Origin of the sequence: Mycolicibacterium neoaurum ATCC 25795 (assembly GCF_000691525.1) — a bacterium.
In the GTDB taxonomy this organism is placed as follows: Bacteria; Actinomycetota; Actinomycetes; order Mycobacteriales; family Mycobacteriaceae; genus Mycobacterium; species Mycobacterium neoaurum.
The window spans coordinates 24,778-45,124 of sequence record NZ_JMDW01000010.1 but is presented as its reverse complement, the minus strand read 5'-3'; the positions used below and the strand labels follow the sequence as shown (position 1 = coordinate 45,124).

The 20,347-nt window shown below is 67.2% G+C and carries 21 protein-coding genes; 10 read left to right on the top strand and 11 right to left on the bottom strand.

Annotated elements, in window-relative coordinates:
- Window positions 1-17: 17 nt before the first annotated feature.
- Window positions 18-572: a DUF4334 domain-containing protein gene (locus tag IC40_RS0114070; protein WP_030135343.1), complete on the top strand. Its 555-nt coding sequence runs from the start codon at window positions 18-20 to the stop codon at window positions 570-572.
- An 86-nt stretch (window positions 573-658) separates the two neighbouring features.
- On the opposite strand, the gene ripD is transcribed toward IC40_RS0114070, so the two are convergent.
- Window positions 659-1,288: an NlpC/P60 family peptidoglycan-binding protein RipD gene (ripD, locus tag IC40_RS0114065; RefSeq protein ID WP_030135342.1), complete on the bottom strand. Its 630-nt coding sequence runs from the start codon at window positions 1,286-1,288 to the stop codon at window positions 659-661.
- Between the two features lie 261 nt (window positions 1,289-1,549).
- Complete coding sequence (gene tpx / locus IC40_RS0114060) at window positions 1,550-2,041, bottom strand: thiol peroxidase (RefSeq protein WP_030135341.1); 492 nt, start codon at window positions 2,039-2,041, stop codon at window positions 1,550-1,552.
- Between the two features lie 52 nt (window positions 2,042-2,093).
- On the opposite strand from tpx, the gene IC40_RS0114055 reads away from it, so the two are divergent.
- Both IC40_RS0114055 and IC40_RS0114050 read left to right on the top strand, forming a co-directional pair.
- Window positions 2,094-2,987, top strand: coding sequence for an aminoglycoside phosphotransferase family protein (locus IC40_RS0114055; protein ID WP_030135340.1), 894 nt, complete (start codon window positions 2,094-2,096; stop codon window positions 2,985-2,987).
- A gap of 48 nt (window positions 2,988-3,035) precedes the next feature.
- Entirely contained in the window at window positions 3,036-4,625 is a 1,590-nt protein-coding gene (locus IC40_RS0114050) for an HNH endonuclease signature motif containing protein (protein WP_036470048.1), read from the top strand.
- A 15-nt stretch (window positions 4,626-4,640) separates the two neighbouring features.
- On the opposite strand, the gene IC40_RS0114045 is transcribed toward IC40_RS0114050, so the two are convergent.
- Genes IC40_RS0114045 through IC40_RS0114035 form a run of 3 tightly spaced genes read right to left on the bottom strand, consistent with a single transcriptional unit; the run spans window position 4,641 to window position 7,989 of the window.
- On the bottom strand, window positions 4,641-5,891 hold the full coding sequence (locus IC40_RS0114045; protein WP_030135338.1) for a cytochrome P450: 1,251 nt from the start codon (window positions 5,889-5,891) through the stop codon (window positions 4,641-4,643).
- A gap of 4 nt (window positions 5,892-5,895) precedes the next feature.
- Window positions 5,896-6,822: an enolase C-terminal domain-like protein gene (locus IC40_RS0114040; protein WP_030135337.1), complete on the bottom strand. Its 927-nt coding sequence runs from the start codon at window positions 6,820-6,822 to the stop codon at window positions 5,896-5,898.
- 12 nt (window positions 6,823-6,834) lie between these two features.
- Window positions 6,835-7,989, bottom strand: a complete 1,155-nt coding sequence (locus tag IC40_RS0114035) for an alkaline phosphatase family protein (RefSeq protein WP_030135336.1) — start codon at window positions 7,987-7,989, stop codon at window positions 6,835-6,837.
- Window positions 7,990-8,011: 22 nt separating this feature from the next.
- On the opposite strand from IC40_RS0114035, the gene IC40_RS0114030 reads away from it, so the two are divergent.
- Entirely contained in the window at window positions 8,012-8,671 is a 660-nt protein-coding gene (locus IC40_RS0114030) for an MOSC domain-containing protein (protein ID WP_030135335.1), read from the top strand.
- A gap of 1 nt (window position 8,672) precedes the next feature.
- Here the strand turns inward: IC40_RS0114030 and IC40_RS0114025 are convergent, their stop codons facing one another.
- The 3 genes from IC40_RS0114025 to IC40_RS0114015 form a co-directional block, all read right to left on the bottom strand.
- Window positions 8,673-9,323, bottom strand: coding sequence for an Rv0518 family GDSL lipase (locus IC40_RS0114025; protein WP_234411624.1), 651 nt, complete (start codon window positions 9,321-9,323; stop codon window positions 8,673-8,675).
- A gap of 136 nt (window positions 9,324-9,459) precedes the next feature.
- Window positions 9,460-10,638: an acyltransferase family protein gene (locus IC40_RS0114020; protein WP_030135333.1), complete on the bottom strand. Its 1,179-nt coding sequence runs from the start codon at window positions 10,636-10,638 to the stop codon at window positions 9,460-9,462.
- Window positions 10,639-10,797: 159 nt separating this feature from the next.
- Window positions 10,798-11,337 carry an Rv1352/Rv1906c domain-containing protein gene (locus IC40_RS0114015; RefSeq protein WP_030135332.1) on the bottom strand — a complete coding sequence of 180 codons (540 nt, stop codon included), beginning with the start codon at window positions 11,335-11,337 and terminating at the stop codon, window positions 10,798-10,800.
- Window positions 11,338-11,765: 428 nt separating this feature from the next.
- Here IC40_RS0114015 and IC40_RS28575 point away from each other — a divergent pair, with 428 nt between their 5' ends.
- A complete protein-coding gene (locus IC40_RS28575; protein WP_420896604.1) occupies window positions 11,766-12,185 on the top strand; it encodes a hypothetical protein in 420 nt (139 codons plus the stop codon).
- Window positions 12,186-12,192: 7 nt separating this feature from the next.
- Here the strand turns inward: IC40_RS28575 and IC40_RS0114005 are convergent, their stop codons facing one another.
- On the bottom strand, window positions 12,193-13,440 hold the full coding sequence (locus tag IC40_RS0114005) for a CynX/NimT family MFS transporter (RefSeq protein ID WP_030135330.1): 1,248 nt from the start codon (window positions 13,438-13,440) through the stop codon (window positions 12,193-12,195).
- A 48-nt stretch (window positions 13,441-13,488) separates the two neighbouring features.
- On the opposite strand from IC40_RS0114005, the gene IC40_RS0114000 reads away from it, so the two are divergent.
- Window positions 13,489-14,157: a FadR/GntR family transcriptional regulator gene (locus IC40_RS0114000; protein ID WP_030135329.1), complete on the top strand. Its 669-nt coding sequence runs from the start codon at window positions 13,489-13,491 to the stop codon at window positions 14,155-14,157.
- Window positions 14,158-14,161: 4 nt separating this feature from the next.
- Here the strand turns inward: IC40_RS0114000 and IC40_RS0113995 are convergent, their stop codons facing one another.
- On the bottom strand, window positions 14,162-14,416 hold the full coding sequence (locus IC40_RS0113995) for a hypothetical protein (RefSeq protein ID WP_030135328.1): 255 nt from the start codon (window positions 14,414-14,416) through the stop codon (window positions 14,162-14,164).
- A 515-nt stretch (window positions 14,417-14,931) separates the two neighbouring features.
- Between IC40_RS0113995 and yaaA the strand changes: the two genes are divergently transcribed.
- The 4 genes from yaaA (at window position 14,932) to IC40_RS0113975 (ending at window position 19,629) form a co-directional block, all read left to right on the top strand.
- On the top strand, window positions 14,932-15,678 hold the full coding sequence (gene yaaA / locus IC40_RS0113990; protein WP_030135327.1) for a peroxide stress protein YaaA: 747 nt from the start codon (window positions 14,932-14,934) through the stop codon (window positions 15,676-15,678).
- Window positions 15,679-15,758: 80 nt separating this feature from the next.
- A complete protein-coding gene (locus IC40_RS0113985) occupies window positions 15,759-16,940 on the top strand; it encodes an esterase family protein (protein WP_042509725.1) in 1,182 nt (393 codons plus the stop codon).
- 44 nt (window positions 16,941-16,984) lie between these two features.
- Complete coding sequence (locus IC40_RS0113980; protein ID WP_030135325.1) at window positions 16,985-18,352, top strand: WS/DGAT/MGAT family O-acyltransferase; 1,368 nt, start codon at window positions 16,985-16,987, stop codon at window positions 18,350-18,352.
- A 245-nt stretch (window positions 18,353-18,597) separates the two neighbouring features.
- Window positions 18,598-19,629 (top strand): hypothetical protein, encoded by a 1,032-nt coding sequence (locus IC40_RS0113975; RefSeq protein ID WP_191293435.1) that lies wholly within the window; start codon window positions 18,598-18,600, stop codon window positions 19,627-19,629.
- Window positions 19,630-19,676: 47 nt separating this feature from the next.
- Here IC40_RS0113975 and IC40_RS0113970 read toward each other — a convergent pair whose 3' ends face one another.
- The gene (locus IC40_RS0113970; RefSeq protein WP_030135323.1) at window positions 19,677-20,342 is read right to left on the bottom strand and encodes a GNAT family N-acetyltransferase; all 666 of its coding nucleotides are present in this window, start codon (window positions 20,340-20,342) and stop codon (window positions 19,677-19,679) included.
- Between the last annotated feature and the right edge of the window lie 5 nt (window positions 20,343-20,347).

Genomic DNA, 20,347 nt, shown 5'->3' with positions numbered 1-20,347 from the left:
TCAAGTACTCTGACGGCATGCTTGTTCAGGATGTTCTGACCACCGTGCCGACCTCCACCGACGAGGCGACCGCCCTCTTCGATGCCGCCCCGGCGGTCGAACCGGACTTCATGTTCGGAACCTGGGAGGGTGCCGAATTGCCCACTGCACATGCGATGGACGGTCTCTTGGAAGCGAGCGGTTGGTGGGGCAAGCAGTTCATCGACGAGGAGAACGTGCACCCGCTGCTGTTCCCCAAAGACGGTGGCACGGCCCTGTGGGCGCTGAACCCGGTGCTGGCATTCGGCGGACTCGGTCTCGCGACGAAGGTTCCAGCCGTCCGGAATCTCTCACTGGTGCAGCCGATCTCAGCCCTACGGCCGGCGCTGCGCACGAAATCAGCCAAGGCGCGGCTGCGCACAACCCGCTATCGCGGTGTGGACAGCGCGACGATGATCTACGACAACCTGCCGATCAACGACGTCTTCCGAAAGATCGACGAGGACACCGTCATCGGCGCGATGGATTATCGCGGCGGACGCCGGCCGTACTTCTTCGTTCTGCGCCGCAACAACGCGCTGCCGGTGCACTGACACCTCGCGAGCAGACGCTTCTGCCCCCGGAATCGGTTGATTCCGGGGGCAGAAGCGTCTGCTCGCCGATGAGGCGGCTGGTCAGGTCAGGCGATGATGCGTACGAGATACGGCGTCATGCCCGCGGTACGCACCGGCGACACGGTGACACCGGAATCCCCCGTCTCCAGCATCTGGCCGTTACCGACGAACAACGCGACACTCTGGGTGCCTTCCGGCCCGAAGAAGATCAGATCTCCCGGGAGCGCCTGCGCGGGTAGCACCTTCTGGCCGACCTTGTACATCTCCCCCGATGACCGCGGCAGCTTCACACCGACACCGGCAAAGGCGTAGACGATGATGCCGGAGGCATCGAAGCCCACGACATTGGCGGCCGGCGCCGGCACCGCCGGGCTGGCCGGCATGCCGGGAACTGTCGCTGCGGCAGGCGGTGCCAGGCCGGGGAAGTTCAGCCCAGGAACGCCACCGGGAATGGGGTTGGCCACGGGATCGGCCGCGTCGGGAGGTGTCTCCCGCACGACGCCGAGCGTGGGCCCGTTGGCATCGCCGCCGCCGTAGGCGAAAGGCACGCCCCGCTGCGACAGCGCGCGAGCAATCACATAGTCCACTGCCTGCTGGTTACGCGCCGGACGCGTGTTGAAGGTATCGGCGGAAGCGACGCCCGGACTCACTGCGAGCATCGCCAGACCGAGCACGAAGGCACAGAAGCTTCTCATCGCCAGTGTCAACTCATTTCCGGACGGCACATACATCGGCGCCGAATTGACGCCCACTGTCGCTCAATCTAGGTGAGTCTTATCGCCGGTGCCCAATCCATCTGCGGCACAACGACAATGAGATACACATCCGTGACCGGACGGTGATTCGGGGCGGTGTTTCGTGACCCAATCGGAACACGTTCGATGCCGGTCGGTGCGCCCGGACAGCAAGCGGCGCCGGCAGGCTCGGCCCGCCGGCGCCGCTGACGATGCCGTTTACTACAGCGCAGCGAGGGCTGCGTCGTAATCCGGCTCCTGGGCGATCTCGGGGACCAATTCGGTGTAGGCCACGTTGCCGTCTGCACCCACGACGACCACCGCGCGACCCAGCAGGCCGGCCATCGGTCCGTCGGTGATGGTGATGCCGTAGTCCTCGCCGAAGCTGTCCCGGAAGGCCGAGGCGGTCACGACATTCTCGATGCCCTCGGCACCGCAGAAACGCTTCTGCGCGAACGGGAGGTCCTTGGACACATTGAGCACCGTGGCGCCGGTGGCGGCAGCGCGCTCGTTGAAGGTGCGGACGCTGGTGGCACACACCGGAGTGTCGACCGACGGGAAGATGTTGAGCACGACCGCCTTGCCGCTGAACTGGTCGTTGCTGACTGTTCCCAGATCGGTCCCGGTGAGGCTGAACGCCGGTGCCGCGGTGCCGACGGCGGGCAGTTCACCAGCGGTGTTGATGGGGTTTCCCTTGAGCGTTATCTGTGCCATGTCGATCAGTCTGTCACAGTGGCTCACTCGGTTTCGTGGCAGCATCGACAGGGTGATCGACCTGCCCGACGGGGTCCGCGCGATGGCCGCCCGCGGCCCGGAATGGCAACGCTGGGTCGATGATCTGCCGACTCGCACCGCGGGCGCAGTACAGGACTGGAGCCTCGCCGTCGACGGTTCGGCACTACACGGCTTCTGCTCCTTGGTCCTGCCGGTCCGGACCGCCGATGGGGTGGCGGCCATGCTCAAGGTGGCGTTCCCCGACGACGAGTCCGAACACGAGCATCTGGCGTTGCGCCGGTGGGGCGGGATCGGCTCGGTGCGACTGCTCAGCGCTGATCCGCACCGGCGTGCCCTGTTACTGGAACGCTTGAGGCAGCAGAACCTGAACGAGGTGTGGGACATCGAGGCCTGCGAGATCGTGGCAGGACTGTACGGACACCTGCATGTGCCGGCCCCACCCCAGCTGCGTCCACTGGTGGGATTCATCGAGAAGTGGAACTCGGGGCTGGCCGAACTGCCCCGCAGTGCGGCGTTGCCCCATCGATTGGTGGAACAGGCGTTGAGTCTGGGCGGCGACCTGGTGAGCGACCCGGCCAGCAATGGCACGCTCATCCACGGCGACCTGCACTACGAGAACGTGCTGGCCGCCGACCGGGAGCCCTGGTTGGTGATCGATCCCAAACCGATGAGTGGCGACCCGCATTATGAGCTGGCACCGATGCTGTTCGACCGTTTCGACGAGTTGGAGGGTTACATCCGAGAAGGAGTGCGGCGGCGGTTCTACACGCTGGTCGAAACCGCCGGGTTCGACGCCGACCGGGCCAGGGCCTGGGTCATCATCCGGATGATGCACGACGCGATGTGGGAGCTCACCGAGAACACCGTTCCCGATGAGCGCTACCTGACCAGGTGTGTAGCCATCGCCAAGGCGGTGCAGGACTAGACGCTCGGCCGGCCACTCGTGTCAGTGCACCGAAGTAAACTCGCTCATATGTTCGAACGATCGGGGTTGTCGGAGCTGAGCGATGAAGAGCTCATCGCCGCGGTCACCGATGCCACCCGTGCCGAGGCGGCCGCGGCGGCCCGGCGGCTTGCGTTGGTGGCCGAGGTCACCGCCCGGCACTGCGAGGACGAAGACGAATCGTCGGCGTTGCGGTTGATCGACGGTTGGGCGTTGGCCAAAGCCGAGATCAGTGCCGCCTGCACACTTGGTCCGCGGGCCGCCAGCGCCCAGATGCGCATCGCGATGGCCCTGCGTGATCGGCTACCGAGGACCGCTGAGGCGTTCGCCCGCGGGTTGGTCTCGGCCAAGGTCATCAACGCGATCACCTGGCGGACCCAACTCGTCACGGACGAGGACGCGTTGGGGTTGATCGACGCCGGGATCGCCGGCACCGCCCACCAATACGGGGCTTTATCGGAGACCGCGCTGATCCGGGCGGTCGACTTCTGGGTGCATAAGTTCGATCCGATCGCGGTCATCCGATCCAGAGCCGCGGCCAAAGACCGCTATATCGACTTCGGCGACACCGATGACCCTGATGGGGTGGTGTCGTTCTGGGGACGGATGCGTGCCACCGACGCCGCGATCAGCGACAACCGCCTCACCACCCTCGCCAACAGTGTCTGCGACGGTGATCCCCGCACCGTGGCCGAACGCCGCGCCGACGCCCTGGCCGCCGTCCTGGCCGGAGCCGAAACCTTGACGTGCCTGTGCGGTAACCCCGACTGCGCAGGATCGGGCAAGGATCCCCGGGCCGGTGCGGTCACCATCTACGTGCTCACCGGACAAGAACCCGACACCGGGCACGGGGTGAAGCCCGCGTCGAGGCCCGAACCTGATGGCAGCGGTAGGCAGGACCCGAGGACCGGACCGGCAGCACCCAAAGAGCCAACAGCCACGCCGTCGGAGGCCGAGCCACAGCCACCCTCGACGCCCGCCGCACCTACCGCCCCAGCCGCCAGCACCCGACTGGGTGCCGGGATCACCCTCGACGGGGCCATCATCCCCGCCCACCTGCTCGCCGAACTCATCGCCGGCGGCGCGAAAGTCCGGCCCCTGAACAGCGCAACCGACCTGGGCTCCGAACCCCGCTACCGACCCTCAGCCAAACTGGCCGCCTATGTCCGCATGACCGCGATGACCTGCTGCTTCCCCGGCTGCGGAAAACCAGCCCAACACTGCGATATCGACCACGTCGTCGCGTGGCCGGCTGGGGCAACCCACCCGGGCAACCTGCGCCCACTCTGCCGTGAACACCACCTACTCAAAACCATGAAAACCGGCTGGACCCCCACCGCCCACCCCGACGGCACCACCGAGTGGACCTCACCGTCCGGACAGATCTACACAACAAAGCCGCTCGGGCCGGTCCTGTTCGGGCACAACACATCTGAGGTCGAGATCCCGCGAGCGCGACACATCACCCTGATCGGTGAGCGCGGCAATCTCGGCGACCGCGAACCCGACATCCCGCGACGCCAACACACCCGACAACGCGACCGCGAATACCGCATCAACGCCGAACGCACCCGCAACGCCACCGCTATCGCCCTCGACGGCGATCCGCCGCCCTTTTGAAGATCGTGGGTGCCGCTACACGGTCACCGGCAACGACAACATGCCGCGCAGCGTGACATTGGGTTTGTACGCGGGCTCGCCGCCGAGTTCGGCATTCGGAAACCGCTTCGTCACCGCCGACAACACGATCGATGCTTCCAGCCGCACCAAGGGCGCGCCGAGACAGAAATGCGCACCATGGCCGAAGCCGAGATGCCGGATGACTGCACGGTCCGGGTCGAAGACGTCCGGGTTGGCGTTGGCAGCCGGGTCGCGGTGGGCCGCGGCCAACAGCACGATCATGGTGTCGCCCTTCGGGATATGCAGATCCCCGATGGTGATGTCCTCAGCGGCGACGCGGCCGAGCAACTGCGCGGCCGGATCGAAGCGCAACGTCTCCTCGATGACCCGCAATGCGCGCTTCGGGTCTTTACCCAGAGCCGCCCACTGCTGCTTGTCGCGAAGCATGGCCAGTACCGCAGTCGCCATCATGCTGACCGTCGACTCGTGTCCGGCGATGAGCAGCAGATTGCAGGTCGAGATGATCTCGTCCTCGGACAACTGGTCCCCGGACTCTTCCACGGCGATCAGCGCGGAGATGAGGTCGTCACCGGGGTTGCGGCGCCGCGCGCTGATGAGGTCGCGGAAGTAACGCCGCAACCACTTACCGGCCTCGATGCGGTCGGTGAATCCCTCGGGCACCTCGCCGGTGGCCGAGAGGAACGGATCGACCGTCTGGGCCAGCAGGGTGGAGGCGATCCCGAACTTCGGTTCGTCCTCGACAGGAACACCGAGCAGTCTGCAGATGACTGCCACCGCGACCGGATAGGCCAGCCCGGTGACCGCATCGAATTCGCCACGCTCCTGAGCAGTGTCCAGCAAAGAATCGACGGTGCTGACGATCTCCTGGCGCAACTGGTTGATCACCCGCGGCGCGAACGCCTTGGCCACCAGCTTGCGCAGCCGGGTGTGGTCGGGCGGGTCCAGGAACAGGAAGGCCGGCGTGCGCCGCTTGTCGACGAGTCCGGCCAGACCGAATGGACGAGGCTGTTCTCCTGCCGCAATCTGGCGCTGCGCGATGGCCGACTTCATGCGGTCGCTGGCCGCTGCCGGATGCCGCAGCACGGCATCGCAATGCGCGTAGGAAGACAACACCGTCAGGCTGATCTCGGGGATCTGCAGCGGCCCGTATTCACGTAGCTGGCGGTACACCGGATAGGGGTCGACCCGGTTCGCCGGGTCGAGAGCGCGGCCCAGGAGAACCTGCGGGGTGGACACGGAGGTCATGACCTCATTGTGCAATCGCGCTCTGCAGACGTCTGCGCCACCACCGGATTCGTTCCGGATCCGTCACCTTGTAGGCCGCGGGCAGCTGCGGTGCCGGCGACATCGGTGCGACCGGCAGGAACCCATCGACCGGGACGAGACTTCGCGAGGCCACGACGGGATCCCCAGCCAGCACCAGCCCCGCGGCCAGCTCGCAGGCGAAGGGCAGCGTCGGCAGCGCGCCGGCAAGGGCCACCCCGACGGCTGCGCCGACGCTGGTCTGCTCGCCCGAGGTCACCACACAGGGCAGGCCGCTGATCTCTGCGACGCGCAGGGCCCGCCGGGCGCCACCGAGAGCACCGCCGTGCAGGATCGCGATATCGGCGAGGCCGCGCAACTCCAGATCGGGTGCAGCGTGGACGGCGATCGGAACGTCGACCAGGCGTCGTACGGCGCGCAGCTGCTCGTGGTCGGCGCAGGGCCGTGCGACGAACTCCAGGCCACCGGCGGCGCGGTCCAGCGCCCCGATCGCACTCGCCGCGCTCTCGGCGTCCCAGCGCTCCCGCGCATCACACCGGATGTTCCCGTCGGGGCCCAGCGCCGCACGGACAGCCGCCACGCGATCGATGTCCTCGCCCGTCGCACCGTGCACCTCCACCGTGGCGGTCCGGCATCCCGATTCGAGGACTCGCGCTTGCGCACGACCGGGGTCGACGGCACCGACACCGACGGCGACGGGGACGCGACCGCGCACGGCGTCCGGCCAGCCGACCGTGCCCACCTCGGTGGCGGCGGTGAGCCACCGTCCAAGCAGCTCATCGGGACAGTCCGCGGGCGGGCTGAACTCGCCCCAGCCCTGCGGTCCCTCGAGCATCATGCCCTCGTGGGTGCCGCCGCCACGGAGAGGAACGGCGAACACCACGGCGGCCTCGAGGTCGATGAGGGTCTGCACAAGCAGTGGACGCTAGTTGCCCGCGGCCGCAAAGGTGTACAACGGCACCAACATTTCTGCCGGCGTCAGCGAACCGTGATGGCCGAGCAGGTTCGATTGCATGGGTTCGGCACCGGAGCGGATCACGGCGCGGTCGGTATCGGAGACCACCACGACGTCGCCGATGCGCGGCGCGACACCCTCGCGCACGTTCGGTCCGAACCAACCGGCCGCGGTGACCTCGGCGCGGGTCAACACGGTGAAGTCGGGGCTCAACGTCTCCCGCCAGGTTGCGGCAACCTCGTCGGCCGCACCGGGTTCGGTGTAGACGTGCCGGGCGCGTGGCTCACCGCCCAGCGTGCGCACACCGGTCTGCAGCACGGCTGTGGTGTCGAAGTCGACCGGGTCGGCGATCTGCACCATGCCGTGGTCGGCGGTGACGATCAGCGCAGACCCGGCCGGTAGCCGTTCGGCGATCAGTCTGATCGTGAGGTCGATCTGGTGTAGTTCCAGCGCCCAGGATTCCGACTGTGGACCACGCACATGGCCGGTCATGTCGAGATCTCCGTGATATGCGTAGACCAGCGTGCGGTCGGCAGTCGACAGTGCCGTGAGCACCCCGTCGACGAGGTCACCCGAGGAGAAGGTCGGCCGGAAATCTCCGCCGCGCAGCGCCGCCCGCGTCAGCCCGGAGCCCGCCTGATAGGTCGGTGCCACCTGGGTCACCACCACACCGTCGGCGGCGGCCCGCTCGAAGACGGTCCGCGCTGGCTGGAACTGTTCGGGGATGAGTTCTCTGAGCAGATCGACCTTGGGCCCCTGGCCCATCAACCCCCATTTCAGCGGATTCATCAAGCGGTCGTGACCGGGCACGGAAAGCAAATAGCCGACCAAACCGTGCTCCCCCGACGGTAGGCCGGTGCCCAGCGACGCCAGGCTCGCGACCGTCGTGCTGGGAAACCCCGCGGTCAGCGAGCGGTCCGGCCGGTCGGCCAGCAGCGGCGCGAGATCCCGGCGGGCCGCCACCAATTCGCTGCCCATGCCGTCGACCAGCAGGACCGCGACCCGTCGCACCTCACCCAGATCCAGACCTATCCGGTCGGACTCCCCAGCCACTCCGAGAACCCCGAGCACGGATGGAAGCAGGTCGGCAAGGGCGCCGGTGCCGTAGCGCGGGGAGACGAACATGTCGCCAGACTAGGCTTGCCCCATGTCGAGCGTGCTGACGGTCAACATCGCCCACCCCATGACCAATCCCGACCACAAGAAGAAGCCGACCGGCATCGACAAGCGCCCCACCGACGAGGCGGTCACCGTGCGAGCCCCCGGCCCGATGCGCGGCGGTCTCGGCAGCGGCCTGGTCGGCGATCTGGTCAGCGAGCAGAAGTACCACGGTGGGGACGACCAGGCGGTCTATGCCTATGCACGAGAAGATCTCGACTTCTGGGAGGGCGAACTCGGCCGCGATATCGGCAACGGTGTCTTCGGCGAGAATCTCACGACAGCGGGCATCGACGTCACGAACGCGCTCGTCGGCGAACGCTGGCGCATCGGCACCGACGGTCTCGTCCTGGAGGTGACCCGTCCGCGCACCCCTTGCCGGACCTTCTCGGCGTGGCTGGACATCGAGGGCTGGATCAAGACATTTACCCGTAAGGGCGCGCCGGGAGCGTATCTGCGGGTCATCTCGCCGGGGTCGGTGCGCGGGGGCGATGCCGTCGAGATCATCGATCGCCCGGACCATGACGTGACGATCGGAACGGTCTTTCGGGCGATGACGACGAAGCCGGCCCTCTGGCCCGCCCTTCTCGCGGCCGACGCGCTGCCGGATCCGCTGAAGGAGAAGGCCCGCCGCAAAGCCGGGGTGTGAATCAGCGTCGCGGCGTCAGCTGGGCACCCATCAGGCGAGCGATCTTGTCGGCGAGGTAGAGATGTCCCGCGTCGGTGGGATGCACGCCGTCGGCGGCAATCAGATCGGGACGGCCGACGAACCAACCCTCGGCGATCGGATCGACGAATCGCGCGCCGGCCGAACGGGCCACCACCGCGAGGGCATCCCGGATGCGCAGGATTTCTACCGGCACGTCGGCGGTCGGCCAGGGCGGTCCGATGACCAGCAGGCGCGCCGCCGGTGCGATCCCGCGCACCAGAGCGAAGGCATTACGCGCCTGGTCGACGACATCGGTGACCGCCACCGGTTGGTCGTTGCGCGATCCGAAGAACACCACCAACCGATCATCGGGCTGAACAGCGCGCGTCGTCAGATCCCAGAACAGGCTGCCACGGTCACCCCGCACGCCGTAGCCTGCTCGACCCTCGGCCGCGACATCGGCGACGACAGGCCTGCCCTGGGCGGCCAGCAACTGCCAGGCCTGGGCCGGCCACCCGGCCGCACCGATCCCGCCCCAATCGGTCCCGTTGGTATACGAGTCACCGATCACCGCAACTCGGCTCAACGGTGTTTCCACCGACAGCGGCCGATCGTCGATGCGGGCGACCGGCATGATCAGGCATGCGAGCATCAAGACCGCCGCCGCCAAAGTCGACAACGGCAAGCTTGGGCGCCGCAGCACGTCTGTCATGATCATCGGCGGCGAGCTTACTCGACGAACCCATGAGAAGCCCTGCCGCACACGGCCATTGGGGTCACCTCGCTGGTCACGCCGACAGCCGGGTCTCGGAGTCCACCGCGTGCACGCTGACGGCAGGCTTCTTTCGACCGACCATCCGACGCATCCATATCCGGGCCGGTTCCTCCACGAGGTGATACAGCGCCGCCGATGCCGTCAGCGTGATGAGGAACACGGCAACCAGTGACCACGCTCCCCCTGGTCCGGCCATCGTCAGTTCGAACTGCTTGGCCGCCCAGATCCAGGCGGTGTGGACCAACTCGTGGACCATGTACAGACTGAACGAGATCTGCCCGCCGTAGATCAGGACACGGTGTGAGAGCAGCCACGGGAGCGTGCCCGCACCGATCGACAGGGAGACCACCAGCGGTACGAACAGCAGATCGACGACTCCCCCGCTGTCGATGACACCGGGGAACGGATGCTCGTCCAGCCAGTACAGGCTGCCGATGATCGTGGCCACCAGCGCGATGGAAACCAGCCCTGCCGCAGTCCTGGCACGGTCGCTCGGGTACAGCCGGCGCACCGCCGCACACGCGATGACTCCGGCGGTGAACTGCATCAGGATGCGGGGCAACCAGCTCCACGGCGTGTAGAACTGGCCGCTGGCCAGCAGGAACATCACGGGCGGCAAGGTAGCCGCGAAAGACAGCAGCAGCAGGCTGCGAGCCCGGGTGGCCGCAGCCATCCGGAACACCACCAACGCCAGGAACCCGAAGACCAGGTAGGCCAGCCACTCGGCACTGATCGACCACGCCGGCCCGTTCCAGCTGGAGCCGTCGAAGTAGGGCTGATACCACAGCTGCACGAGGAAGAGTTGCCGCAGGTAACTGGTGGCGGTCAAGGTATCGGCCACTTCGGACGGGAACCGGCCGACATAGAGGGTGAAGATGATCCACAGTGCCGCCAGGTGCAGGGTGACCAGATACACGGGCCATACCCGGGCGAGTCGCATCCACAGGAAGTGCAGGGTGTCGCGGGTCGACCAGGTCGGGCCCATCCGATCCAGATAATTCCAGGCCAGGACGAAGCCACTGAGGATGAAGAAGAGGTCGACGCCCTGAGCGCCGCTGTTCAGTATCGGCGCCAGTGCGGTGTTGACGTCGGGTATCGACTCGGCCAGCAGCGGGCGGAAATGGAACAACACCACCCAGATGGCCGCGAAGAGGCGAAGGCCGGTGAGGGCCTTGATTTCTCCGCTACGCACGACACTCTTTTCGCGTCTCGACTACCTCGCGCTCGCGCGCGCTGCCCGGGCGGACCGTTCTCCCCGAGGTCCTCACTTCCGGCTCACGCAGGATAACAGCGCTGCGGGCCACCGTGCGGTAGGGCGAATTCGCGTCGCGGGGTCAGGCGCCTGCGCGGGCTACGGTGCGGGTGCTGGTGCTGGTGCCGGGGGCGCCGGTGGCTTGTTGGCCTCGTACTGCTGGGCGTTGCGGTTGAGCGAATCGAGATAACCGCGGACCTGCAGTCCGGCCAGCAGCGGCCCCATGCCCGGTGCCGGCGGCGGTTGATTGGTCAGCGTCCAGGTCTGGCACTCGGTGGTCTTGAACACACCATCGGTCGGCAGGATCTGGACAACCTGGGGCTGCTTGGTGAACGCACGGTCGAGAGTTTCGCCCTGTTCGGCGCCCTCTGCTGCCGGTGCCATCCGCCGCCAGGAGCAGGTGCCATCGGGGAACGGTCCCGCCGAGGCGTACACACCGGGAACGATATCGACGCCGACCCGATAGGAGCCGTCCTTGTCGATCACTGTCGCCGGCGCCGGAGCGGGATCCGCGGCGGGTGCGGCCGGGTCCGCAGGTGCCGGACTCGGCGCAGGCGGTTCGGCCGCAGCAATACCGGCGGAGGCCATCGCAGCCACCGCCAAGACCGCCCCGAGCACCGCCGGATTCCTCAAAGCCATGTCCCAAGAGTAAGCGCGCCGACGCTGCCGATGAAACGCGTGGTGCGCCACAGCGGTCCGTCGAGCTTGCGCAATACAGCAGATCGCCAGTGGCTCTTCGATTTTCGGGTCTACGGCGAGCGTGCGGACCCTCGTGGCGCTGCAGCTTTGATGGAGTTTGCGAAAACTCCCGCAATGGTCGAAAAACCAAGCGTCAACCATGACGTTGGAGCGCTGATGCGGAGTTCGATTGTGACGTGAGCTGGGGGTTTGCCATCCTGTGTCTGGAGTCACAGGATTTTGCCCGCTTACAAAATGCTCTGTTAGCGTCCGACGCCATGTTTGCTGTAGCTTCACTATTGGCGCTCGTTGGCCAGGTGTCGGGAACGCCGTACATCTCGGGTGGGGACTCCCCGGCCGGTACAGATTGCTCAGGCCTCGCATCATGGGTGAGCAATGCCGCGACGAATCGGCCGGTATTCGGCGATCGGTTCAATACCGGCAATCAGGAGAGCGCGCTGCTGGCTCGCGGGTTCAAGTACGGCACTCAGCCCGGCGCCCTGGTGATCGGCTGGAACAGCGGGCACACCGCCGTGACCCTGCCCGACGGGACCGCGGTGTCCTCCGGCGAAGGCGGCGGAGTCAAGATCGGCGGCGGCGGCGCATACCAGCCGCAATTCACCAAGCACATGTACCTACCCGTCGAGGAGATCGCAGCGCCGCCTCCCGCACCGGGCACACCCCCGCCACCTCCCGCACCGGGCACACCCCCGCCGCCTCCCGCGCCGGTGGCCTTCGCCCCGCCTCCGCCGGGACAGCTGCCTCCCGTGGCACCCCCGCCCGCTGTGCCGCCCGGCGTTCCCGTCTAGGCGGGACTCAGACGTAGCGGGGACGGCCCGCCAACGCGCCCAACACCATCTGCGCGACATACACCGTCATGACCATGACCCAGGGCACAGTCCAGCCACCGCTCGTCTCGTGCAACAGTCCGAAGAGGAACGGACCGACCCCGGCCAGCAGATACCCCAAACCCTGGACCATCCCGGACAACCGGGCGGTGTCCGCGGCGGTCCGCGAGCGCAGACCGATCACCGCCAGCGCGAGTGAGAACACACTCATCCCCAGGCCGAGCAGGACCGTCCACAGCAGCGGCGCCGCCATCGGCGCGAAAGTCAGTCCGAGCACGCCACCGAAACCGAGCAGGCCGAGTCCGACGATCCAACCGCTCTGACTGGCCCGCCGAGCAGCCATGGGTGCCACCACGATGCTGATCGGCACGGCGATCACCGCGTTCAGGCCCAGCAGCAGTCCGGCATCGGATTTACTCATCCCGTGGTCGATGAAGACCTGCGGCAGCCAGCCCATCACGATGTACGCCAGGCATGACTGGCACCCGAAGAATCCCGTGATGATCCAGGCCAATCTGTTCCGCAGCATCGAACGCGGCCGTGTCGCCGCGGTGGTCGGCGTGGCGGCCGCTGTCCGCGCGTGGTGTCCGCGGATGGCCAGCACCCAGAAGACCAGGGCCGCGGCGGCCAGGCCCGCCCACGCACCGAGGGCAGGTCGCCAGCCGCCGAACAGGTCATCGAGCGGCGGTGTGACGGCCGAACCGGCGGCGCCGCCACCCTGCAGCGCAGCCGTGTAGATACCGGTCATCAGACCGATCCGGGCCGGAAAGGACTCTTTGATCACGACGGGGATCAATACGTTGATCAAGGCGATCCCGGCCGCGGCCACCAGGGTGCCGCCGATGACGACCGCCGGCCCGTCGACGACACGTAGCACCAGTCCGCCGATCAGCACGACGAGTGCGGCGGTGATGGCGTGGCCCAATCCGATCCGACGCGCCAGATGGGGTGCGGTCAACCCGGCCAGCGCAAAACACAACCCCGGCAGGGTCGTGAGCAGTCCTGCCCACAACGCCGATGTTCCCAGCTCACCGCGCATGTCCGCGAGCAGCGGTCCCACGCTCGTGATGGCCGGCCGCAGATTCGCCGCTGTCAGCACGACGGCCGCCACCAGCAATACGCCGCCGGCGACCACCTCGGCCGGACGCGGGTCGACCTGACCGTCGAGTTCCACGTCCCGGCCTTCGAGGGTCTGCGGGTGGCGGCTGTGGTTCATCTGCACTAGGTTGCCATACATCCGATGATTGGATGAAAGGGGTTTTGCGTGCCGCTGGCATCGACGCGCAGGACGGGTCTGGTCGACCAGGCCATCGAGCAGCTGCGCAGCTCAGTGGCCACCGGCGAGTGGCCGGTGAACGCGAAGATCCCTACCGAGCCGGAGCTTGCCCAGTCCCTCGGAGTGGGACGAAACACCGTCCGGGAAGCCGTACGTGCCCTTGCTCACAGTGGAATCTTCGAGGTCCGCCAGGGCGACGGAACCTACGTGCGGGCCACCAGCGAGGTCTCCGGAGCCCTGCACAGGTTGTGCGGTACGGAACTGCGCGACGTGCTCCAGGTGCGGCGATGCCTTGAGGTGGAGGCCGCCCGGCTGGCCGCCACCGCACGCACCGCCGAGGATCTGGACACATTGTGGCAACTGTGGGAGCACACCGAGCAGCTGCGCGGCGAAGACCGGGGTGAGGAGTTCGCCCGTGCGGATGCCGACCTGCACTTCGCCATCGTGCGCAGCGCGCACAACGCGGTGTTGACCGAGCTGTACCGCGGGCTGACCGAAGTGGTGCTGGCAAGCGTGGTCACGAGTACCGGAAATCTCGGCGAGAGCCCGCAGCATCGCGGGCTGATCCAGGCCATCGCCGACGGCGACCAGGCACTGGCCAGCAGGGAAGCCGGCGGCTTTCTCGACGAGCTGCTCGACCGCCTCCCTGAGCAGTAGCCGGCTACTCCGGCTGCAAGACGTCGGAATCGACGAACGTCAGCGAGCCACTATCGAGCAGAACTGCCCACCGGCGCGCCGGATCCGCGATGTGATGCTCACCGATATCGACGGATTGACCGGCGGTGTCGCCGAAATCGTCGACGATCACTCCGACTGCCTCTTCCTCGGTCCCGGCATGGACGCGCACCCGCGCATCGATGGCGAATCCCTGATCCTGGTTGTCGGGGCCGGCACCGACGATTCCCTGAGCAGTCACCAGAACTCCCTAGTCATCCGCGGCGACCGCCATCCGCGGCCGCCCAGTCGAGTGAGACGCAGAAACGGATCTGCGATCCGACCCGCGCTGTTTCTCATTGCACGTCCAGCCCCCGACGAGCATCGGTTCGATCCCCTCGTACCGATCGACGCCCAACCGAACACGCCGATCCTCATTTACCGAATACGACGTTGTCAATCCGTGTGCCGCAACGAGACGAAAAGACTGCTGGGCGGGCATTGCACCCGGTGTGTCCATCGTAAACTCCGTTTGCGGCAATCCGCTCGGCCCCTGCTCCGCAAAGACCTCCGGAAAATGCCGACGCTCGCCGACGTATCAAATTGTCTAGGGTCAGAAAGCACGCGCCGGGCCATTCGATTCCGCGAATGGCCGAAAAGCACCGAATATCCCCGCACGTGCAATTTCAGCAAATACACCAGCAGGCAACCGACGACCGTCCGCGACGCGCCGGAGGGGCGGCTCGGTGCGGGGTGGCCTGAGCTAACGTCTGTGCGGTGATCGTGCTGCTTCCCCCTTCGGAGACCAAACGCGCCGGCGGCGACGGCCACGCCCTGCGCTTGCACGAGTTGAGCTTTCCCACCCTCAACGGTGTGCGCGCCGAGCTCGTCGACGAGCTGGGCGCATTGGCCTCCGACATCCCCACCGCACGTCGGGCGCTCGGTGTGACCGCCGCCCAGGATGGTGAGATCGCCCGTAATGCCGAGTTGACGACCGCTCCGACCATCGCGGCGATCCAGCGCTACACCGGGGTCCTCTACGACGCACTCGACATCGATTCCTTACGCGGGGCCGCGGCGGCGCGGGCGCGTGCCCGGCTGGCGGTCGGGTCCGCGCTGTTCGGCCTGCTACGCGCCGACGACCCGGTCCCGGCCTACCGACTCTCGGCAGGATCGAAGCTTCCCGACCGCCCGACACTGGCCGCACGGTGGCGTCCGGTGTTGGAACCGCTTTTGGCCGAGATCGCCGAGAACGACCTCGTCGTCGATCTGCGATCGGGGTCCTATGTGGGGCTGGGCCGGCTCCCCGGGGCCGTGCGGGTGGACGTCCTCGCCGAACGAGAGGACGGACATCGTTCGGTGGTAAGCCATTTCAACAAGGCACACAAGGGCAGGCTGGCCAGGGCGCTGGCCGCGAGCCGTGCAGAACCCGACGATGCTGCCAAGGTTGCCGGCATCGCGCGCCGAGCCGGGATGCGCGTCGAACGCGACGGCAACGACCTGACGATCATCGTGCCCGCCTGAGTTAAATCGTTATATAACAACGTGATCACACCGGGCGTCGCACCGGCGCCGCAGACCCGCACGTTGCTAACTTGCCGTGCATGACGCAACCGACAAGGCTGCGGCGCTGGGCGCGTCGTTGCGTGTCCACAGTCCTGGCCACCGCCATCACAGGCTCGCTGATCGGCATTCCCGACGCCGCCGCGTTCTCCCGACCTGGGCTACCGATCGAACAACTCGACATCCCCTCGGCATCGATGGGACGCAATATCCGTGTCGAGTTCCAGGGCGGCGGACCCCATGCGGTGTATCTCCTCGACGGCCTGCGGGCCCAGGATGATTTCAGCGGCTGGGATATCAACACCGCGGCATTCGAGTGGTATCACGACTCCGGTCTGTCCATCGTGATGCCCGTCGGCGGCCAGTCGAGCTTCTACAGCGACTGGTATCAGCCGGCATCGGGTAACAACGGCACACTCACCTACAAATGGGAGACCTTCCTGACCCAGGAATTGCCGGGCTGGCTGGCCGCAAACCGCGGAATCAGCCCCGTCGGTAATGCCGTTGTAGGACTGTCGATGTCGGGTGGTTCGGCGCTGACACTCGCCGTCTGGCACCCCACCCAATTCATCTTCGCCGCCTCACTCTCCGGCTTCGTCAACCCGTCGCTGGGCCTGTGGCCGACCCTGATCGGTCTGGCGATGCGCGATGCCGGCGGATACAACGCCACCGCCATGTGGGGGCAGACCAATGACCCAGCATGGCGGCGCAACGACCCGATGGTGAACGTGGCGACGCTGGCCGCCAACCGCACCGCGATCTGGATCTACTGCGGGGACGGCACCCCCTCCGACCTCGACACCGGCGGCGATTTCGGTGGCATGTTCAGCGCGCAGTTCCTGGAGAACATCACCCTGAACACGAACAAGACCTTCCAACAGCGTTATCTGGCAGCCGGCGGCCGAAACGGTGTCTTCAACTTCCCGAAGGACGGCACGCACAGCTGGGGTTACTGGGGATCCCAGCTCCAGGCGATGAAGCCGGATCTGCAACGCGTATTGGGAGTGATCCCGCCGGCCCCGCCGGCACCCGCACCAGTGCCTGGTGCCGTTCCGCCAGGTATCCCGCCGGCCGCTGTGCCGGCCGTGGGCGCGGCACAACCCGCCGCTGCGGTCGGCTCACCCGTCCCGCCACTGGCCGCCGCACCCCGCATCGCCGCGCCCATCGCTCCGTCCGTTGCGATTCCGGTGGCCGTCCCGAGGGCCGCACTTCCGCCCTCCTGAGAATTCGACGGTACGACGGGCATCGGGGTGGGTAGTTTCACCCCATGAAGCTGATTTCCCCGACCGATGCGATGTTCCTCGTCGGTGAGTCCCGCGAGCATCCGATGCATGTCGGAGGTCTTCAGCTTTTCGAGCCACCCGCCGATGCCGGGCCGGACTTCGTGGCGGAGATGTATCGGGCGATCGCCGGCTTCGGCGACTTCCAGCCGACATTCCGCAAGCATCCAGCGACGTTCTTCGGCGGAATCACCAACATCGGTTGGACTTTGGACGACGAGGTGGACGTCGACTATCACCTCCGGCGCTCGGGCCTGCCACGGCCCGGGCGGGTACGAGAGCTGCTGGAGCTCACCTCGCGGATCCACGGGAGCCTGCTGGACCGTCATCGGCCACTCTGGGAGGCGTACTTCGTGGAGGGCCTCAGCGATGGCAGGTTCGCGATCTACACCAAGATCCACCATTCCCTCATCGACGGCGTTTCGGCGCAGCGGCTGATGATCAGGACACTGTCGGCGGACCCACACGATCGCGAGATCAGGGTTCCCTGGACACTCGCGCCCAGGCGCAGCCCGTCCCGACCGAGCACCGCGGGCTCGCTGGTGCGGTCGGTGGCCGGTACCGCGTCGGCCGTCGCGGGGCTGGCCCCGACCACGTTGGGGCTGGCCCGCGCCGCCCTGCTCGAGCAGCAACTGACCCTGCCGTATCGGGCGCCCAAGACGATGTTCAACGTTCCCATCGGCGGCGCCCGCCGGTGCGCCGCGCAGTCCTGGCCATTGGCACGCATCCGGGCGGTCAAGGCAGCCACCGGTGTCACCGTCAACGACGTCGTGCTGGCCATGTGCGCCGGAGCACTGCGCGCCTACCTTGAAGAGCAGAACGCGTTGCCCGAAACTCCGCTGGTGGCAATGGTTCCGGTGAGCCTGCGCAGCGAGCACGAGCAGGACGCCGGTGGGAACATGGTCGGCACCATCCTGTGCAACCTGGCCACCGACACCGCCGACCCGCTGCGCAGGCTGGAGGCCATCAGCTCCTCGACACGCGACAACAAGCGGGTCTTCAGCGAGCTCCCGCGGACCCAGGCGCTGGCCCTTTCGGGGTTCCTCATCGCTGGGCTGGGCCTGAGCCTGGTTCCCGGCGTCGTGTCCTCCACACCGCCGCCGTTCAACATCGTCATTTCCAACGTGCCGGGAGCGCGAGAGCCGATGTACTGGAACGGGGCCCGGCTCGACGGCAACTACCCCATGTCGATCGCGCTGGATGGTCAGGCCCTCAACATCACGCTCACCAACAACGCAGACAACCTCGATTTCGGACTCGTCGGTTGCCGCCGCAGTGTGCCGCATCTACAGCGGCTGCTCGTGCACCTGGAGGATTCGCTGACCGATCTGGAGAAGGCGGCCGCGGCCATCTGAGGCGAGCGCGGCCGGAATGCCCTTTCAGAGAGCCTCTTTCGACATGTGGCCGGTATTACGGGACAGGCACCGGTTCGCATCGGATCGGTTTCGGCTCCGACCTGCGGTGTATCTGGAACCCGAGCCGCGATAGGTTTCCCACGTCGCTTGTCGCCGGCCGAATCAGGAAATTGATGCCATCCACCGCCAACAGGCTCGCAAGTACATCTGTTGCGACGGCAGGGATGTGGTTGGGCGTGCTGGCCATGAGTTCCGTTGTTTCTGCCGAGCCCGCGACCAGTCCGGGCGTGCCGTGTCTGGACATGGTCCAGCAGCTGGCAACCAGTCCAGAGATCATCCCGGAAGCGGTCGATGCCGCAACCGTGGCGCCCGCGCCCGCGGAGACCGCCGCACCACTCATCGAGGCCGCGGCCGTGCCTCCGGCGCCCGAGTTCGTCGCGGCACCACCGGCGCCCGAGTTCGTCGCGGCACCACCGGCGCCCGCGCCCGTGGCCATCCCGGAACCCATCGTGGAACCCCCAGCCCCAGCGCCTGTTCCGACCGAGACCCTGGACCTGATCTCTCCGGTGCTGGCCGGACCGCCTCTTGCACAACCACTGTCGGGCGCGCCGATCGGTCCACCGGCACCAGCAGTGCCGGTGGTGCCGGTGCCTGCTCTACCCGCCGCCATGCCGCCGGTACCGGTACCAGTGACGGACGCGGTGCCGCCGCTCACTCCGGCCGCCGCACCACTGACCCAGGCCGCGGCTGTGGTGCCTCCCGCGGCACCCGTCGTCGAGTCGGCGGTCGCGGTACCCGAACCCGCAGCGGCTCCCGCACCTCCCCCGATGCCGGTGGTGGCCGAGATCGCGGCGCCGGCACCCATTGCGGAGGTCGCCGAGACCGTCCCGGTTCCGGTCGAGCCCGCTGCGGCCGCACTGCTCGAGACAGCCGCACCGATTCCGGCGGCCGCCGGACCCATCGCCGCAGCACCGGCAGTGGCCGCACCGGTCGACGCCGCGGCGGCCGCGTCGGCTGCGGCCATATCGGCTCCGGCGGCCGCCGCATTGGCCACCGACACCGTCCTGCCCGCCATCGCCTCGGCGCCCGCGGTGTTGGCGGCGACCCCGCCGCCACCGCTGGCCCTACCGGACATGCCGGGGCTGCCGGTCCAGCTGCCCGCCTCGATCCCGTTCCCGAGCGATCTGTTGTGCGAGGGCACCGCCTGGTCGGCGACGACGGAATCCACTCAGGACGTCATCCCCTCGACGCCCGATGCAGTGCGAACCGACTGGTAGACGACGCCTGAACGGGGTATCGCCTGCAGTTCAACAGTTTTGAGCGATCAGGGTGCGGGCACACCGGGAGCACGCACCACGACCGGGACGGCGGGGAAGTAGATCGCCATCTCGGATCGACACTTGCGCAGCGCCGCGGTCGCGTAACCCTTCTTGCGGCATTCGGGATGGATCCAGACGCGCACCTCGACTTCGTGGTCGATCAGCTCACCGAGCACCATCCCGACCTTGCGGTCGCCCTCCACCGCGACGAACCATGCCGCCTCTTCGGCATCGACCCGGCCGAGTGCGGCATTGATCTCGTCGTCGAGGCTGCCCGCGGGACCGCCCCTGCCGTCGCCTGCGGTGTGCATGTCCTCGATGCGGGCACCGAAGATATCGCGATCCTCGGTGCCGGAGAACGTGCGCAACACCAGACTCTCGGCTCCAGAAGCCGGCCGGTCGTTGAGGGTGAAGGTCAACTGGCTGTTCAGGTCCTCCAGCTCGGCCGCGATGCTGCGGCGCGAATCCTTGGTCAGCTTGTCGAAGGACAGTCCGAACACCGCTTCACTGCCGGCATGACTGGTACCCAGCAACGCGGCGATGGCCTCGACGGCGGCATCACGGTCAGCGGAATCGACGATGATGTCGAGCACCTCGTGCCTGCGGTCGAGTGCCTTCAGCAAGGCATCGGTGATATCACGACGGGCGGCAGCACGATCCAGATCGGTCATGCCCC

Excerpts from the sequence above, each read along its gene's own strand:
- IC40_RS0114070 (WP_030135343.1), top strand. The coding sequence starts at position 18 with ATGCTTGTTCAGGATGTTCTGACCACCGTGCCGACCTCCACCGACGAG.
- ripD (WP_030135342.1), bottom strand. The coding sequence starts at position 1,288 with ATGAGAAGCTTCTGTGCCTTCGTGCTCGGTCTGGCGATGCTCGCAGTG.
- tpx (WP_030135341.1), bottom strand. The coding sequence starts at position 2,041 with ATGGCACAGATAACGCTCAAGGGAAACCCCATCAACACCGCTGGTGAA.
- IC40_RS0114050 (WP_036470048.1), top strand. The coding sequence starts at position 3,036 with ATGTTCGAACGATCGGGGTTGTCGGAGCTGAGCGATGAAGAGCTCATC.
- IC40_RS0114045 (WP_030135338.1), bottom strand. The coding sequence starts at position 5,891 with ATGACCTCCGTGTCCACCCCGCAGGTTCTCCTGGGCCGCGCTCTCGAC.
- IC40_RS0114035 (WP_030135336.1), bottom strand. The coding sequence starts at position 7,989 with ATGTTCGTCTCCCCGCGCTACGGCACCGGCGCCCTTGCCGACCTGCTT.
- IC40_RS0114030 (WP_030135335.1), top strand. The coding sequence starts at position 8,012 with ATGTCGAGCGTGCTGACGGTCAACATCGCCCACCCCATGACCAATCCC.
- IC40_RS0114025 (WP_234411624.1), bottom strand. The coding sequence starts at position 9,323 with ATGCTCGCATGCCTGATCATGCCGGTCGCCCGCATCGACGATCGGCCG.
- IC40_RS0114015 (WP_030135332.1), bottom strand. The coding sequence starts at position 11,337 with ATGGCTTTGAGGAATCCGGCGGTGCTCGGGGCGGTCTTGGCGGTGGCT.
- IC40_RS0114005 (WP_030135330.1), bottom strand. The coding sequence starts at position 13,440 with ATGAACCACAGCCGCCACCCGCAGACCCTCGAAGGCCGGGACGTGGAA.
- IC40_RS0113985 (WP_042509725.1), top strand. The coding sequence starts at position 15,759 with ATGACGCAACCGACAAGGCTGCGGCGCTGGGCGCGTCGTTGCGTGTCC.
- IC40_RS0113980 (WP_030135325.1), top strand. The coding sequence starts at position 16,985 with ATGAAGCTGATTTCCCCGACCGATGCGATGTTCCTCGTCGGTGAGTCC.
- IC40_RS0113975 (WP_191293435.1), top strand. The coding sequence starts at position 18,598 with ATGAGTTCCGTTGTTTCTGCCGAGCCCGCGACCAGTCCGGGCGTGCCG.
- IC40_RS0113970 (WP_030135323.1), bottom strand. The coding sequence starts at position 20,342 with ATGACCGATCTGGATCGTGCTGCCGCCCGTCGTGATATCACCGATGCC.